The sequence below is a fragment of the Nonomuraea angiospora genome (assembly GCF_014873145.1).
GTDB classification, from domain to species: Bacteria; Actinomycetota; Actinomycetes; order Streptosporangiales; family Streptosporangiaceae; genus Nonomuraea; species Nonomuraea angiospora.
The window spans coordinates 10569838-10583505 of sequence record NZ_JADBEK010000001.1 but is presented as its reverse complement, the minus strand read 5'-3'; the positions used below and the strand labels follow the sequence as shown (position 1 = coordinate 10583505).

Annotated in this window: 13 protein-coding genes; 8 read left to right on the top strand and 5 right to left on the bottom strand. The window is 71.9% G+C overall.

The features are described 5' to 3' along the window. Position 1: 1 nt before the first annotated feature. Both H4W80_RS48795 and H4W80_RS48790 read right to left on the bottom strand, forming a co-directional pair. Entirely contained in the window at positions 2 to 1255 is a 1254-nt protein-coding gene (locus tag H4W80_RS48795; RefSeq protein ID WP_192791296.1) for an ABC transporter substrate-binding protein, read from the bottom strand. Positions 1256 to 1327: 72 nt separating this feature from the next. Then, on the bottom strand, positions 1328 to 2455 hold the full coding sequence (locus H4W80_RS48790) for an ROK family transcriptional regulator (protein WP_192791295.1): 1128 nt from the start codon (positions 2453 to 2455) through the stop codon (positions 1328 to 1330). Between the two features lie 72 nt (positions 2456 to 2527). Here H4W80_RS48790 and H4W80_RS48785 point away from each other — a divergent pair, with 72 nt between their 5' ends. Then, positions 2528 to 3811, top strand: a complete 1284-nt coding sequence (locus tag H4W80_RS48785; RefSeq protein ID WP_192791294.1) for a Gfo/Idh/MocA family protein — start codon at positions 2528 to 2530, stop codon at positions 3809 to 3811. 46 nt (positions 3812 to 3857) lie between these two features. Here the strand turns inward: H4W80_RS48785 and H4W80_RS48780 are convergent, their stop codons facing one another. The 3 genes from H4W80_RS48780 to H4W80_RS48770 all read right to left on the bottom strand — a co-directional run bounded on the left by H4W80_RS48780 (position 3858) and on the right by H4W80_RS48770 (position 7314). Beyond that, positions 3858 to 4958, bottom strand: coding sequence for a 5-methyltetrahydropteroyltriglutamate--homocysteine S-methyltransferase (locus tag H4W80_RS48780; RefSeq protein WP_225964083.1), 1101 nt, complete (start codon positions 4956 to 4958; stop codon positions 3858 to 3860). Between the two features lie 7 nt (positions 4959 to 4965). Further along, complete coding sequence (locus H4W80_RS48775) at positions 4966 to 6411, bottom strand: acyl-CoA synthetase (protein WP_225964082.1); 1446 nt, start codon at positions 6409 to 6411, stop codon at positions 4966 to 4968. A 96-nt stretch (positions 6412 to 6507) separates the two neighbouring features. Continuing rightward, positions 6508 to 7314, bottom strand: coding sequence for a PaaX family transcriptional regulator (locus H4W80_RS48770; RefSeq protein ID WP_192791292.1), 807 nt, complete (start codon positions 7312 to 7314; stop codon positions 6508 to 6510). 203 nt (positions 7315 to 7517) lie between these two features. On the opposite strand from H4W80_RS48770, the gene H4W80_RS48765 reads away from it, so the two are divergent. The 7 genes from H4W80_RS48765 (at position 7518) to H4W80_RS48735 (ending at position 13651) form a co-directional block, all read left to right on the top strand. Then, entirely contained in the window at positions 7518 to 8699 is a 1182-nt protein-coding gene (locus H4W80_RS48765) for an ABC transporter substrate-binding protein (RefSeq protein ID WP_192791291.1), read from the top strand. 3 nt (positions 8700 to 8702) lie between these two features. Continuing rightward, positions 8703 to 9458: an ABC transporter ATP-binding protein gene (locus tag H4W80_RS48760; RefSeq protein WP_192791290.1), complete on the top strand. Its 756-nt coding sequence runs from the start codon at positions 8703 to 8705 to the stop codon at positions 9456 to 9458. Next, positions 9455 to 10114, top strand: coding sequence for an ABC transporter ATP-binding protein (locus H4W80_RS48755; protein ID WP_192791289.1), 660 nt, complete (start codon positions 9455 to 9457; stop codon positions 10112 to 10114). Before H4W80_RS48760 ends, H4W80_RS48755 begins: the two co-directional genes overlap by 4 nt. Further along, positions 10111 to 10971, top strand: a complete 861-nt coding sequence (locus H4W80_RS48750; RefSeq protein ID WP_192791288.1) for a branched-chain amino acid ABC transporter permease — start codon at positions 10111 to 10113, stop codon at positions 10969 to 10971. Before H4W80_RS48755 ends, H4W80_RS48750 begins: the two co-directional genes overlap by 4 nt. Continuing rightward, a complete protein-coding gene (locus tag H4W80_RS48745) occupies positions 10968 to 11930 on the top strand; it encodes a branched-chain amino acid ABC transporter permease (RefSeq protein WP_192791287.1) in 963 nt (320 codons plus the stop codon). The genes H4W80_RS48750 and H4W80_RS48745 overlap by 4 nt, the downstream gene beginning before the upstream one ends. Positions 11931 to 12055: 125 nt before the next feature. Continuing rightward, a complete protein-coding gene (locus H4W80_RS48740) occupies positions 12056 to 12802 on the top strand; it encodes a sulfite exporter TauE/SafE family protein (RefSeq protein ID WP_192791286.1) in 747 nt (248 codons plus the stop codon). Between the two features lie 66 nt (positions 12803 to 12868). Next, positions 12869 to 13651: a hypothetical protein gene (locus H4W80_RS48735; protein WP_192791285.1), complete on the top strand. Its 783-nt coding sequence runs from the start codon at positions 12869 to 12871 to the stop codon at positions 13649 to 13651. Positions 13652 to 13668 lie beyond the last annotated feature (17 nt).

The window sequence follows — 13668 nt, the reverse complement described above, 5'->3', positions numbered from 1 at the left end:
GTCACTCCTTGGCCAGCAGCTCGTTCATCCCGGCCGCGAGGTCCGCGGCCGCCTTCTCGATCGGCACCTCGCCGGTCCACGCCTTGGTGAGGTGGGTCAGCTCGGCCTCCTGCCAGGCGGCGGTGTTCTTGGAGACGGGGTACGGCACCGCGTAGGAGACGGCATCCAGGAAGACCTGCAGCTTCAGCTCGGGATGGGCGGCCGCCCACGCGCTCTGCGTGCCGTTGTACGCCGGGATCGGCCCCTTCTTGCCCAGCAGATCGGCGGCCGGCTTGGAGCCGAGGAACTTGACGAACTCCCACGCCTCGGCCGGATGCTCGGTCTTGGCCGACATGACGTTGGCGACGCCGTGGATGATCGTGGCCTGCTTCTCGCCCTTGGGGAGCGGGGCCACGTCCACCTTGTCCTTGGTGTAGTCGTTCTTGGTGAACTCGGCCACGTCCCAGGAGCCGCCCCAGTACATCGCCAGCTTGCCGGCCTCGAAGAGCTGGATCGGGGCGGTGTCGGTCATGGTCTTGAGGTCGGGCGACTGGCCGGCGGCGATCAGGTCGGTCCAGAACCGCAGGCCCTCGATGGTCTTGGGGTCGTCGTAGCCGGACTTCCGGCCGTCGGGCGAGATCACATGGCCGCCGGCCTGGTAGATGGTGTTGTACTGGTACTCCTGGAAGCTCGTGAGCTGCGCGCCGATCGCGTGAACGCCCTTCTTGGCGTCGGTGAGCTTGGCGGCGGCGGCCTTGAAGTCGGCCCAGGTCCAGTCGGCTGCCGGATATTTCACCTTGGCGGCGTCGAAGAGCGTCTTGTTGTACCAGACGCCGATGGTGTCCATGTCCTTCGGCAGGCCGTACAGCTTGCCGTCGTAGGTGTAGAGGCCGACCAGGGACTTGGGGTAGACGGAGGTGTCGACCTGCTCCTCGATGGGCTTGATGACGCCGTTGGAGGCGTAGAGCTGGAAGTTGGGGCCGTTCATCCAGAAGACGTCGGGGGCCGCGCCGCCGGTCACCGCCGCCTTGAGCTTGGTCCAGTAGTCGGCCCAGGGCGTGACCTGGACGTCGACGGCGATGTTGGGGTGCGTCTTGGTGAACTCGGCGGCCAGCTCCTGCATGACCGCCTGCTGGGTGGCGTCCCAGACGCCGTACGACAGCGTCACCTTCTCCTGCGACCGCGCGCCCGTGCCCGCCTGCTCACCGCCCGCGCACGCGGAGGCCAGCAACGCCGCGCAAAGGAGCGCAGCACCGCTCCGTGCCGACTTCCACATCTCCCGTGTCCTCTCCTAGAACGTGGGAGTAATGATGGAGTCCAGTGAAATTTTCTTCAAGGCTTTGCTTTGTCACAGATGGCTCACGAGCGGGGTGCGGCCGTCGAGCAGGCGGTCCTCGACGTCGTCGAGCGCGATCCGTACGGCGCCGAGCACCACGGCCTCGTCGCCCAGCGCGGACATGAGGACCTCCGGCGTGCGGATGCACCAGCGGTCCAGCTCGCGCTTGAGCGGCTCGATGAGCACGTCGGCCGAGCGCGAGTAGCCGCCGCCGACCACGACCATCTGCGGGTCGAGCGCCAGGACCAGGGCGGACACACCGAGCGCCAGGTCCCTGACGTAGCGGCGCACGGCCGTGACGGCCGCCCGCTCGCCCGCCCTGGCCGCCGCGAACACGTCGCCCGCCTCGCCGCTGGCGGCCTTGAGGTGCTCCTGGGCGCGGATCCAGCCGAGCGCGGGCAGCGCGCCGACCTCGCCGGAGGCGTTGGCGAAGCCCCGGTGCACCTTGCCGTCGATGACCAGGCCGGCGCCGGTGCGGAGCCCGGCCAGCAGGAACACCATGTCCTTGGCGTAGCGGGCCACGCCGCGCCAGCACTCGGCCCTGGCGGCGAGCTTGCTGTCGTTCTCGACCAGGACGGGGCCGGGGACCAGCCGGCGCACGTGGGCGGCCAGGTCGACGCCGGTCCACTCGGGCAGTGCCTCCGACAGCATCACCCGGCCGGAGCCGTCCACCAGGCCCGTCGTGCCGACGCCCGCGGCCCAGACGTCGCCCGCGGCCAGGCCGGCGCCCTCCAGGCATGCGGCCACCGCGGCGTCCACCGCCTCCAGCCGCTCCGGCCTGCCCATCTCCGGCGTCACCGGGACGGAGGCCCGCTCGCCGACGTTCCCGTCGAGGTCGGCGACGACGGCGCGGATCTTGTGGCCGCCGATGTCGACGCCGAGCACCCGCCCCGCGTCCGCCCTGAAGCGGTAGCGCCTGGCCGGGCGGCCCACGCCGCCCGCGGTGGCGCCCGCCTCCGCGACCCAGCCCTTCTGCAGCAGCTCGCGGACCACGTCCTCGGCGGAGGCGCGCGACAGGCCGGTGCGCTTGGCGACCTCGGTGAGCGTGAGCGAGGGCCTGCCCTGCAGCGCCTTGATCACGGCGAGCGCGTTGAGCTGCCTGAGCCGTGACAGGTCGCCGCCGCTCAGATCCTCGCCCATGGACACCCCTTGCCGTCAGTCAGCCGACTCCGAATAATGATGGTCTCCATGATATTTCGTCGGGAAGGTTCCATGACTGAGGTGACTCTAGCCGTCGTCGGCGGCGGCCTGCGAGGGCTGACCTACGCCCGCCACGCGCACGCCACGGGCGCGGGACGGGTGGTGGCGGTCGCGGAGCCCGACCCGCGGCGCCGCGCCGCGTTCGCGGCGGAGTTCGGCGTCCCGGCCGGGGCGGCGTTCCCCGGCTGGAAGGAGCTGGCGGCGGCGGACCGGCTGGCCGACGCGGCCGTCATCGCCACGCAGGACCAGCTGCACACCGACCCCGCGGTGGCGCTGGCGGACCTCGGTTACCACATTCTCCTGGAGAAGCCGATGGCGCCGAACGAGGGTGAGGCGGCGCGGATCGCCGAGGCCGCCCGGCGCAACGGGATCATGCTGGCCGTGTGCCACGTGCTGCGGTACACGCCCTACACGCGGGCCGTGCGGGACCTGCTCGACTCGGGCCGGATCGGGCGGCTGATCAGCGTCCAGCACCTCGAACCGGTGGGGTGGTGGCACCAGGCGCACTCCTTCGTCCGCGGCCACTGGCGCCGCCAGGACACCTCGGCGCCGATGCTCCTGGCCAAGGCGTGCCACGACATCGACTGGCTCGTGCACCTCTTCGGCCGGCCGCCCGCGCGGGTGTCGTCGTTCGGCTCCCTGTCCCACTTCCGCGCCGAGGACCGCCCCGCGTCGGCCGCGGACCGGTGCGTGGACTGCCTCCTGGAGGCGTCCTGCCCGTACTCGGCGCCGCGGCTGTACCTCGGGTGCCTCGGGGACCCGGAGAGCGAGTTCTGGCCGCTGTCGGCCGTCACGCCCGGGCGCACGCCGGAGGCCGTGCTGGAGGCGCTCCGGGTGGGGCCGTACGGGCGGTGCGTGTACGCGTGCGACAACGACGTGGTCGATCACCAGGAGGTGGTGATGGAGTTCGACGACGGGGCGACGTGCTCGTTCACGATGAGCGCGTTCACACCGATGGAGCACCGGCGGACGCGGCTGTTCGGCACCCACGGCTACGTCGACGGCGACGGCCGCACGCTGCGCGTGGTGGACTTCCGCACGGGCGAGGAGGAGGTCGTCGACACGACCGCCGCCGACGCGGGCGCGCCGGAAGCTTCGGAGGGGCCCTCGGCGGCGGACGGGCACGGCGGCGGGGACGAGGGCCTGGTGGACGCCTTCCTCGCCGCCGTCGCCTCGGGCGATCCGTCGCCGCTGCGCTCGGACGCGTTCGAGAGCCTCATGACCCACCGCGTGGTGTGGGCCGCCGAGCAGGCCCGCCTCACGGGCTCGGTCGTCACGTTCCGCCCCCACGGGTGAAGCACCGCTGGGGGCGGGCGCGGCGGGCGCGGCGGGCGGGCGGGGGCTAGCCCCAGACCTCCTGGGCCGTCTCGACGATCAGGCGGAGCTTGGCGAACTGCTCGTCGGCCGTGAGCTGGTTGCCCTCGACCGTCGAGGAGAACCCGCACTGCGGCGACAGGCAGATCTGGTCGAGGTCGACGAACTTGGCGGCCTCGTCGATCCGCCGCTTGAGCGTGTCCTTCGACTCCAGCTCGCCCCGCTTGGTCGTGACCAGCCCCAGCACCACCATCTTCCCCGGCGGCACGAAGCGCAGCGGCTCGAAGCCCCCGGACCGCTCGTCGTCGAACTCCAGGAAGAACCCGTCCACCTTCAGCTCGCTGAACAGCGCCTCCGCCACGAAGTCGTAGCCGCCCGAGGCGGCCCAGGAGGAGCGGAAGTTCCCCCGGCACATGTGGGTGGTGATCGTCATCCCGGCGGGCTTGGCGGCCAGGGCGGCGTTGATCTGCCTGATGTAGCGCAGGTGCATGTGCTCGGCGTCGTCGCCGCGCGAGCTCAGCTCCGCCCGCTGGGCCGGGTCGTTCAGGTAGGCCAGGCTGGTGTCGTCGAACTGCAGGTACGTGCATCCGAGCGCGCCGATCCTGCGCACCTGCTCGGCGTAGGCCGCGCTCAGGTCGCGCCAGAACTCCTCCACGTCCGGGTAGACCCCGGGGTCGATGGCCGCCGGCCCGCCCCGGTAGTGGACCATGCTCGGCGAGGGGATCGTCAGCTTGGGCACGACCTTGGTGGCGGTGTCGCGCAGGAAGGCGAAGTCGTCGGCGAAGATCGGCTCGTTCAGCCGGATCCGCTCGTGCACGCGCAGCGCCGCCGGGGTGAACTCGATGTCCCCCTGCTCGTTGTGGAAGCGCACCGTGATGTGCTCGTCGGTGGCCTGGCCGATGCCGCCGAGCCGGTAGATGAAGTCCATGTGCCACGAGGCCCGCCGGAACTCGCCGTCGGTGGCGCTCTGCAGCCCGATCTCCTCCTGGCGGCGTACCACCTCTCTGATGGCCTCGTCCTCGGCCTCCCGCAGCGCGTCACCCATGAGGGTCTCGCGGGCGCGGAGCAGCGCGGGCGGGCGGAGCAGGCTGCCGACGTGGTCCGCGCGGAACGGCGGCGAGGTGCGCATTCGCAGATCATCTCCTCTGGTCGTCGAGGTCGTGCCCGTAGAGCTGTCTGAGGTTGGCTTTGAGCAGCTTGCCCGCTGCGTTCTTCGGCAATTCAGGGACGAATTCCAGATATTTCGGGATTTTGAAGCGGGCCAGGCGGCCGTCCAGGTACGCCAGCAGCTCCTCGGGCTCGATCGCGGCGTCCTGGGCCGGCACGACCAGCGCCTTGCCCACCTCGCCCCACTTGTCGTCCGGCACGCCGATCACCGCGCACTCGGCGACCGCGTCGTGCCCGAACAGCACGCTCTCCACCTCGGCCGGGTAGATGTTCTCGCCGCCGGAGATGATCACGTCCTTGAGGCGGTCGGAGATGCGCACGTAGCCGTCCTCGTCGGCGACGCCGACGTCGCCCGAGCGGAACCAGCCGTCCGCCGACAGCACCTTCGCGGTCTCCTCCGGCCGCCGCCAGTAGCCGGTCATGACGTTGGGCCCCTGTACGTACACCTCGCCCGGCTCGCCGGGACCCGCCGGGGAGCCGTCGGGCGCGACCAGCCGCACGTCGGAGAAGAAGCACGGCACGCCGGCCGAGCCCGCCTTGTCGATCGAGTGCTCGGCCCCGAGGAAGAGGGCGCCGGGCGCCGTCTCGGTCATGCCGTACCCCTGCAGGAACGTCAGCCCCCGCTCCTGATAGACCCGGATCAGCGGCTCGGGCACCGGCGCGCCCCCGCACAGCAGGTGCCGCAGGCTCGACAGGTCCGCCCCCGCCCAGCGCGGCGACCGCGTCAGGAAGCCGAACATCGACGGCACCCCGAACATCACCGTCACCCGCTCCGCCTCGATCAGGTCGAACGTCCGGTCCACGTCGAAGGAGGGCTCCAGGATGACCCGGCCGCCCTTGAGCACGGTCGGCACCAGCGTCTGGGCCAGCGCCGCGATGTGGAACAGCGGCGCGCTGACCAGCGTGACCTCGTCGTGCGCGAGCGGCACGTCGACCAGCAGGTTGAAGGTGTTCCAGGTCAGGTTGGCGTGGGTGAGCATGGCCCCCTTGGGGCGGCCCGTGGTCCCCGACGTGTACATGATCAGGCACACGTCGTCCGGGCGCACCGGCTCGTCGATCGGCTCGGGCGAGCCGGAGGCGAGCAGCGCCTCGTACTCGGCGGCCCTGACGTGCCGCCCCGGCAGCCCCTCGCCGTCCTGCTCCTCGCCCAGCACGAGGACCGACGCCTGCGCGTCCTCCAGGATGAAGCGCAGCTCCGGCCGCGCCAGCCGGGCGTTGAGCGGCACGAACACGGCCCCCACCAGCCCCGCCGCGAAGAACGTCTCCACCATCGCGGGCTGGTTGACGCCGAGGAAGGCGACCCGCTCGCCGCGGCCCACGCCGAGCGCCGAGGCCAGCCGGTACGTCCGCTCGCTCAACTCACGGTACGTGCGGTCATGTCCCCGGTACGTCACCGCCACCCGTCCGGGCGTCATGCGGGCCCGGCGTGCGGGCCATGAGCCAATCCCCTGATTCCGCATCGGCGCTCCTTGACGCTCAAGCCATCAAGTTAGGCCACTGGGCGATCGCTGTCACCGTTCTGCCCAAGTTTCATCCGGGACGACGTCGAGGAGCCGCTCCGCGATCCGCCCCGCCTCCGGCCTGAACCGCTCGTGCAGCGCGTGGCAGACCCGCTGGGCCTTCTCCGCCGGCCAGTCGTGCGGCAGGTAGCGCAGCGGTAGCCGCGGATCGGCCCTGATGACCTGCAGCCAGTCGGTCAGCAGCGTCAGCGAGCGCGCCAGGTCGTCGGGCGCGTCCGGCGCCGGGTCGGCCCGGTCCCAGCGGCGCAGGAACTCCCGGTAGCGCTCGCCCAGGCCCGACAGGTCGTAGGCGTCCCCGACCAGCGCCTGCATGTCGGTGGGGTGCCGGGGTTCGGCGGCGAAGACCTTCACGTTCGCGCCGAGGTCCTCGATCACGCGCGCGGCGTCCACGTCGCCGGGAGCGATCCACAGGCCGTTCTGCAGCGGCCCGAACCCGGCCCAGACCAGCCGCGAGCGCAGCTCGTGCCGCTGCCGCTGCCAGGACTCGGGCAGCGAGAAGCCGATCAGCGTCCAGCGGTCCTCGTCCGCGTCGTTGACGACGCCGCTGTGCCAGATGCGCCGCTCGCCGTCCTTGAGCACCTCGGTGCTCGTCGGGGTGAGCCCGAAGTACATGCGGCGGCCCGAGCGCTGGCGGCGCAGCAGGTCGCGGCGGACCATCCGGGTCAGCGTCGAACGCGTCGCCTCCTCCGAGATCCCGACCTTGGCGAACGCCTCGATGAAGCTGCCCGAGGACACGCAGATCCCGCGGCCGTACACGTGATCGCCGAGGAACGTCAGAATCACCGACTGAGGCCGCATCTCAGCCCTCCCCGCATCTTGGGCATTCTATTGACAGCCGTAATATATCTGCCTACATTCAGGGCCACGTGAGGGAGCGCCGTCGCCTGGACTGAGGAACGCAGGGAGCGCAGCGACCGGAGTGACGAGGGAAGGCGACGGCTCCCCGGCGACCGAGCCGCCTCCACGGAGTGGAGGCCATAAGCACGGCTTGGAGGGTCCTGATGCGCAGGCTGCTCCCGTCTCTGGTTTGTCTCGCGTTGGCCGCGACCGCCTGCGGCGGTGATTCCGGCGGCGGCGCCCAAGACCCGATCAAGGTCGGCCTCATCGTCTCCCTCACCGGCAACTACACGCCGCTGGGCAGCGAGGACAAGAAGGCCGTCGAGCTGGCCGTCGAGCAGGTCAACGCGCAGGGCGGCCTGCTCGGCCGCAAGGTGGAGCTGGTCACGCGCGACGACAAGACCGCCCCCGACCAGGGCATCGTGGCCTACAACCAGATCAAGGGCGACATCGACGTGCTGATCGGCCCGGTGTTCTCCAACTCGGCGCTGGCGGTCGAGCCGCTCGCGCAGCGCGACAAGATGCCGTACCTGTCGCTGGCCCCGGCGCAGGAGCAGGTCGAGCCGATCAAGTCGTACATCTTCGTCACCCCCGCCCTGTCCAGCATGTACGCCGAGCGCTACCTGCAGTACCTCCAGGCCAAGGGCATCAAGACGATCGCCGTGGCCTGGGACTCCAAGAGCGCCTATTCGGTCTCCGGCCACAAGTCGATGATCGCGCTCGCGCCGAAGTACGGGGTGAAGGTCGCCGTGGACGAGCCGTACGAGACGACCACCTCGGACTTCAGCCCGCTCTTCACCCACGTGCGCGACTCCGCCGCCGAGGCGCTGGTGTTCTGGGGCTCGGGCGCGCCCGGCGTGACGGCGGCCAAGCAGTACGTGGCCTCGGGGCTCAAGACGCCGCTGTTCCTGACCGCCTCGCAGGCCAGCAAGCTGTGGCTGGAGCCGATGGGCGGCGCGGCCGAGGGCATGACGGTGCAGAGCGCCATCGGCGTCGTCGGCGAATATCTGCCCGACGGCAAGCAGAAGCAGGTCATCGAGCAGATGGCCAAGCCGTACCAGCAGAAACACGGCTATCCACCGCCGCAGTTCGCGCAGGACGGCTACAGTGCGAGCCTGCTGCTCTTCGAGGCGATCAAGAAGGCGAACAGCACCGACCAGGCCAAGGTCCAGCAGGCACTGGAGACCATGGACCTGGTCACGCCCAACGGCCGCTTCCGCTACTCCCCCACCGACCACTCCGGCCTCTCCCCCGAGTTCATCTCGGTCAACACGGTGCAGAACGGGAAGTTCGTTCCCACCGACTGGGCCAAGGAGCAGCTCGCCAAGACCGTCGGCGCGGGGTAGCCGGTGCTGACGGTCACCGGGCTCTCGCGCTCCTTCGGGGGCGTCTACGCCGTCCGCGACGTGTCCCTGGCCGTCGCGGACGGCGAGGTCTGCGGCGTCATCGGGCCGAACGGGGCGGGCAAGTCCACGCTGTTCAACCTCATCACCGGGCATCTGGAGGCCGACCACGGCCAGATCTCCTTCCGCGGGCACCGGGTGGAGCGGCTCGCGCCGCACCGGCGGGCCAGGCTCGGCATGTCGATCGTGTTCCAGGCGGCCAGGGTGTTCCGCGGCATGACGGTCAGGGAGAACGTCATGGTCGGGATGCACGGCCGTACCGGTGCGGGGTTCGTGTCGGCGGCGCTGCGGCTGCCGCGGCACCGGCGCGACGAGCGCGAGATCACCGCCGAGGCGGAGGCCGTGCTGAGCCGCGTGGGGCTGGCCGAGTGGGCGGACCGGCCCGCCGACCTGCTGCCCATCGGGCAGCAGCGGGCGCTCCAGCTCGCCCGCGCCCTGTGCGCCCGGCCCCGGCTGCTGCTGCTCGACGAGCCCGCCTCGGGGCTGCGCGGTCAGGAGCGCGAGCGGCTCGCGGCGCTGGTGGAGGAGCTGCGCGCGGACGGGCTGACGATCCTGCTGGTCGAGCACGACGTCGCGTTCGTGACCCGGCTGGCCGACCGCGTGGTGGTGCTCGACCTGGGCCGGGTCATCGCCGACGGCCCGCCCGCCGAGGTGCGGGCCGACCCGCTGGTGCTCGCCGCCTACCTCGGGCAGAGCGCATGATCGACGTCAAGGACCTGGTCGTCTCGTACGGCACCGCGACCGCGCTCGACCACGTCACGCTCACCGTGGGGCGGGGCGAGATGGTCGCCCTGCTCGGCCCGAACGGCGCGGGCAAGTCCACGCTGGCCAACACCCTCGCCGAGCTGCTGCGGCCCGCCTCGGGCACGGTGCGGATCGGGGGCAGGCTGGCCCTCATCCCGGAGGGCCGCCAGCTCTTCCCTGACCTGTCGGTCGCCGACAACCTGGCCCTGGGCGGGTGGCGGTCGGGCCTGCGGGACCCCTCCTCGGTGTACGAGCTGCTGCCCCGGCTGGCGGAGCTGGCCGGGCGGCGGGCCGGGGTGCTGTCGGGGGGCGAGCAGCAGATGGTGGCGTTCGGGCGCGCCCTGATGTCGCGGCCCGAGGCGCTCGTCGTGGACGAGCTCTCCCTGGGCCTGGCCCCGAACGTGACCGCCGGCCTGGCCGCCCACCTCGCCGAGCTGAACCGGGAGCAGGGGCTGACCGTGCTGCTCATCGAGCAGAACGCGCGGCTGGCGTTCGACCTGTGCGGGCGGGCGTACGTGCTGGAGTCCGGGCGGGTGGTGACCGAGGGCGAGTGCGCGGAGCTGGCCGGCGACCCTCGGGTGGCCAGCGCGTACCTGGGCGGGGCGATCACATGAGCGCCTTCCTCACGTACCTGCTGAACGGGCTCGCGGTCGGATGCGCGATCGCGCTCATCGCCAGCGGCCTGGTCGTGATCCACCGCGTCACGGGCGTGGTGAACTTCGCGCAGGGCACGTTCGCGGTCGTGGCCGGGCTGTGCGCGTCGTCGCTGCTCGGGCTGGGGTTCCCGCACGGGCTGAGCGAGCTGGCCGCCATCCTGGTCGCGGCGCTGGCGGGGCTGCTGACCGGCCTGGCCGCCATCGGCCGGCGGGGCACCACGCCGCTGTCGTCCCTGATCGTGACGCTCGGCGTGGGCGTGCTCGCGTACGCCGTCGAGATCGTCCTGTGGGGCGACCAGCCGCGTTCGGCGCCCGGCCTGGCCGGCTCGGTGACGCTGGCGGGCGCGCGCGTCCAGACGCAGCACCTGCTGGTCATCGGCGTGACGGCGGCCGCGTTCGTGCTGCTGGCGCTCTTCTTCGGGCGCACCTACCTGGGCAAGGCGCTGACGGCGTGCGCCTCCAACCCGTACGCCGCCCGCGTGGTCGGGATCGACACGCGGCTGATGGGGCTGCTGGCGTTCGCGCTGGGCGGGCTGCTCGGCGGGATCGCCGGGGTGCTGGTGACGCCGCTGCGGCCGATCTCGTTCGACACCGACGTCACGCTCATCGTGAACGCCTTCGCCGCGGCCGTCTTCGGCGCGCTCACCCGGCCCGTGATCACGCTGGCCGGAGCGCTGCTGCTGGGCGTGGCCGAGACCATGGCCGCCGGGTACGGCTACGGATCGCACCAGCTGGAGGTGGCGCTGGGTCTCATGATCGTCGTCATGATCGTACAGGCGAGCCGGCGCTCGGCCATCTCGCAGGAACCGGCATGATCCGCCGGGTGGCCGGGCCGGCGGTCGCGGCCGTGACGCTGGCGCTGCCCGCCGTGCTCGACGACAGCGCGCTGGCCGTGTACATCCTGCTCGGGCTGGCCGCGATGGTCACCGTCGGGGTGTCGCTGCTGATGGGCTACGCCGGGCAGGTGTCGCTGGGCCAGGGCGCCTTCTACGCCGTCGGCGCCTACACCGCCGCGCTGCTGTCCCTGCACGGCGTGCCACCGCTGGCCGGGCTGGTCGCCGCTCCGGTGGTGGCGGCCGCGTCGGCGCTGGTGATCGGCGTGCCGCTGCTGCGGCTGCGCGGGCACCACCTGGCGTTCGCGACGCTGGCCATGCAGCTCATCCTGCTCTCGCTGGCCGGGCAGCTGGAGGTCACCGGCGGGGACATCGGGCTGCAGGCCATCCCGCAGTTCTCGGTCGGGTCGTTCGAGGCGGGCGGCGCGTCCGCGTACGCGTACCTGACCTGGATCGGGCTGGCGCTGGTGATGCTGGTGACCCGGAACGTGATCACCTCGCGGCCGGGCCGCGCCCTGCGCGCGCTGGCCACCAGCGAGACCGCCGCCGCGTCCTCGGGGATCCCCGTCGGGCGGTACAAGCTGGTGGTGTTCGCGCTGTCGGCGGCGTTCGCGGGGCTCGCGGGCGGGATCTACTGCTTCTACACGGGGTACGTGGCGCCGGGCTCGTTCCCCGTGCTCATCTCGATCCAGTACATCGTGATGGCCGTGGTCGGCGGGCTGGGCACGATCTGGGGCGCCGTGGTCGGCGCGACCGCGATCACGCTGCTCGTGCAGGGGCTGAACAGCTTGGCCGCGCTGCCGGGGATGCCGTCGTACGCGCCCGGCGTGCTGTCGTACGCCGTGTACGCGCTCGTCCTCATCCTGGTCGTGCTCTTCCTGCCCCGCGGCCTGCTCCCCGCCCTCTCCGGCCGCTTCGACCGGGACCGCGGGCATAGGTGACCGTCGCTCCTCGTCACGGCGTGGGCGCCGACACTTCGCCGGGCGTCGAAGCTTTTCCCGCCTAACGTCGGCCGCATGACGCCGACCCCGCCGGCCATGAGCAGCGCCTCCCCCGCGGAGGCGTCGTGACCCCCTGGGAGATGCTCGCCGTCTTCGCGACGAGCATCGGCGCCGGCGCCCTCAACACCGTCGTCGGCTCCGGCACCCTCATCACCTTCCCCGTGCTGCTCGCCATCGGCCTGCCGCCCGTCACCGCCACGGTCACCAACGCGCTCGGCCTGATCCCCGGCTCCATCAGCGGCGCCATCGGCTACCGCAGGGAGCTTCGCGGCCAGTCCCGGCGCCTGCTGAGGCTGAGCGTCGCCGCCCTGCTCGGCGGCCTGTGCGGCGCCGTGCTGCTGCTGACCCTGCCGGCCACGGCGTTCGAACGGATCGTCCCCGTCCTGGTGGCCCTGGCCCTCGTCCTGGTCGTCCTGCAGCCCCGCATCACCAAGCTCCTTAGCCACCGCCGCCGCGAGACGTCCGGTCGCGGGCTCTTCGCCGGGCTGCTGCTCGCCGGCGTCTACGGCGGCTACTTCGCCGCCGCCCAGGGGATCATCTACATGGCCCTCATGGGCATGCTCCTCGACGAGACGCCCCAGCGGCTCAACGCCGCCAAGAACGTCCTGGTCGCCGTGGTCAACGCGGCCGCCGCGCTCCTCTTCCTGTTCGTCGCGGACTACGACTGGACGGCCGTCGCGCTCATCGCGACCGGCTCCGCCCTCGGTGGCCGGCTCGGCGCCGAGGCGGGCCGGCGCTTCAGCCCGGCGACGCTACGCTTCCTGATCGTGGCCGTCGGCGGGATCGCCCTCGTCCACCTGCTCGTCCGCTGAAGCGCCGCCATCGCGCCCGGCACCGCCAACGTCGTCGCCGGTGCGGCCGTCGCCGCCCTCCTGGTCGTGCCCGTCGTGGTGCTGCGCCACCGGCGCTGGGCGCCACGGCTGGGCGCCGCGCTGCTGGCCCTGCTCGCCGTGGCCGCCGCCGCGACGCCGATCAGCGGGCTCGACAAGCCCAGCCAGGAGGAGGTCGTGCGTTATGTCGCGGGCCGGAGCGCCGGCGGCGGACCGATCGACTTCGGGGATCTGCGAATCCTGCCCTGGGACACCGACGACCTGCTGCTGATCGCCCTCGCCTGCCTCGCCACGGCGGCGCTGCTCCTGACGCTCGGTCAGGCCGTCCGTGGGGAGGGCATGCCTCCGCCGCGCCTGCGATGGCCGCTGGTCATGTGGGGCGTCGCGCTGGTGCTGGTGAGCATTCCTCTGGCGATGCTCCTGGCGCCCCTGGCCGGCGAGACGAGGGAGTACTCGATCATGATCATGAACGGCGACTGTTTCGGCGGCACGGAGGAGATCATGTTCGCGACGGCCGTCCTGGTCCTGATCCCGCAGCCGATCGTGGTCGCGGTGGGCTTCGGGCTGTGGGCACTGCTGGCCCGCACCGGCCGCCGGCCGCTGGGCCGGCTCGTCGGCTGGCTGACGGTGGCGCCCATGGTGCTCAGGGACCTGGCGATGAACTGGATGCCGGTGCTCGGGTGCGCGCAGTCCTCGGAGGAGGGGGCGGCGGCCGATCCGGTCACGCTCGCGTGGGCGCTCTACACGCTCCTGCCCGTCGTCCTGATCGTGCTCGCGGTACGGCTGCGTCGAGCCCCCTCCCCTTCCCCGGAGGAGGAGATCGGGCGTTAGTGTCGGCAGTCCACTGG

Bases quoted from the DNA above. Each gene is read 5' to 3' on its own strand.
- H4W80_RS48755 (WP_192791289.1), top strand. From the start codon at position 9,455: ATGATCGACGTCAAGGACCTGGTCGTCTCGTACGGCACCGCGACCGCG.
- H4W80_RS48790 (WP_192791295.1), bottom strand. From the start codon at position 2,455: ATGGGCGAGGATCTGAGCGGCGGCGACCTGTCACGGCTCAGGCAGCTC.
- H4W80_RS48785 (WP_192791294.1), top strand. From the start codon at position 2,528: ATGACTGAGGTGACTCTAGCCGTCGTCGGCGGCGGCCTGCGAGGGCTG.
- H4W80_RS48750 (WP_192791288.1), top strand. From the start codon at position 10,111: ATGAGCGCCTTCCTCACGTACCTGCTGAACGGGCTCGCGGTCGGATGC.
- H4W80_RS48795 (WP_192791296.1), bottom strand. From the start codon at position 1,255: ATGTGGAAGTCGGCACGGAGCGGTGCTGCGCTCCTTTGCGCGGCGTTG.
- H4W80_RS48780 (WP_225964083.1), bottom strand. From the start codon at position 4,958: ATGCGCACCTCGCCGCCGTTCCGCGCGGACCACGTCGGCAGCCTGCTC.
- H4W80_RS48770 (WP_192791292.1), bottom strand. From the start codon at position 7,314: ATGCGGCCTCAGTCGGTGATTCTGACGTTCCTCGGCGATCACGTGTAC.
- H4W80_RS48765 (WP_192791291.1), top strand. From the start codon at position 7,518: ATGCGCAGGCTGCTCCCGTCTCTGGTTTGTCTCGCGTTGGCCGCGACC.
- H4W80_RS48775 (WP_225964082.1), bottom strand. From the start codon at position 6,411: ATGACGCCCGGACGGGTGGCGGTGACGTACCGGGGACATGACCGCACG.
- H4W80_RS48745 (WP_192791287.1), top strand. From the start codon at position 10,968: ATGATCCGCCGGGTGGCCGGGCCGGCGGTCGCGGCCGTGACGCTGGCG.